The organism is Ferdinandcohnia sp. SAFN-114, from assembly GCF_059415045.1.
Genome location: NZ_JBPFDQ010000198.1, coordinates 1 through 1,403, shown reverse-complemented (window position 1 = coordinate 1,403; position 1,403 = coordinate 1). Strand labels below are relative to the sequence as shown.

Here is a 1,403-nt window from a genome sequence, read left to right as displayed (position 1 = left end):
TGGATAGGTTACACTTAGCTGGACAAAAAAATTAAGGGCTAGCAGACTGATAGAGAATTAAGTATATCAACTATAAGAACGGGAAAGAGTGATACTAGTAACTTTATAAGGAGGGGTGGGTATGCTAGCCTGCTTGGCAAGCCAGCGATCCCTTTGAGAGCTGGTTGCCTGGCTGGATCAAGCATACCCACAGAGGCTCCATGTCAAGTTACGGATACTTACACTTCGCTCGTAGTCTGCTACGTACCAGTTAAGGAGACTGATAATATGGGATCAAGACGTACATTTACTGATGAATTCAAGGCACAAATGGTGAAGTTATATGAAAGTGGTAAGTCAAGAAAAGACATTGTAAAGGAATATGAATTAACTGCTTCTGCCTTGGATAGATGGATTATCCAAAGCCAAGGAACGGGTTCATTCAAAGAAAAAGACAATCGTTCAATAGAAGAAAATGAACTAATTGAACTACGAAAAGAAAATAAGCGATTACAAATGGAAAACGATATTTTAAAGCAAGCAGCGCTGATAATCGGACGAAGGTAAATGTGATTAGGCAAAATGCCCACAAGTACCCTGTATCAGCAATGTGTAAGGTCCTACAAATCCAAAGAAGTACCTATTATTATGAAGCAAAAGCTAGAGATAACAAGGATGATGAATTGACCATTACTATTACTGAGATATTTCATAAAAGCCGTCAGAATTATGGAACTCGTAAGATTAAACATGAGTTAAAAAAACTAGGTTTACAGGTATCTAGAAGACGTATAAGCCGTATCATGAACGAAAATGGACTTGTATCTAAATACACCGTTGCCCAGTTTAAACCACATGTTGAAAAGCCTAATGAGTCAGCGGTAAAAAATGAATTAAACAGGGAATTTAACCAGGATACTCCCCTAGCTGTTGTAGTGAGCGATTTGACATATGTAAGGGTCCAAAATTCGTGGCATTATATATGTTTATTTGTCGACCTTTTCAATAGGGAAATCATTGGATTTAGTCCAGGTCCAAATAAAGATGCCCAGCTTGTGTATCGAGCTTTATCAACGATTAAAGGTGATTTACGAAAGATTCGTATGTTCCACACAGACCGTGGAAGTGAATTCAAAAACAAAGTAATTGACGAGGCATTGGACACATTCGAAATACAGCGTTCATTAAGCTTAAAAGGCTGTCCTTATGACAACGCAGTAGCTGAAGCCACGTTTAAGATAATTAAAACAGAATTCTGTAAGGGGCAAACATTTGAAAGCTTGGAAGATCTACACAGTAAATTAAGTGATTATGTGGGATGGTTTAACAATGAAAGAATTCATGGAACCCTTGACTATCTAAGTCCCATTGAATTTAAAAAGATACACCCTAAAAAAAGTGTCTAGTTTAGTGTTGACATACCA

1 protein-coding gene is annotated in these 1,403 nt (G+C 37.5%); it reads left to right on the top strand.

The window, feature by feature from the left end; genetic code table 11:
* Positions 1–267: 267 nt before the first annotated feature.
* Positions 268–1,385, top strand: a protein-coding gene (locus ACR65M_RS26870; protein ID WP_116354739.1) for an IS3 family transposase whose coding sequence is annotated in 2 segments (ribosomal slippage) — positions 268–511 and positions 511–1,385 — 1,119 coding nt in all. Because the reading frame shifts where the segments join, the coding sequence is not laid out codon by codon here.
* The last annotated feature ends 18 nt before the right edge of the window (positions 1,386–1,403 follow it).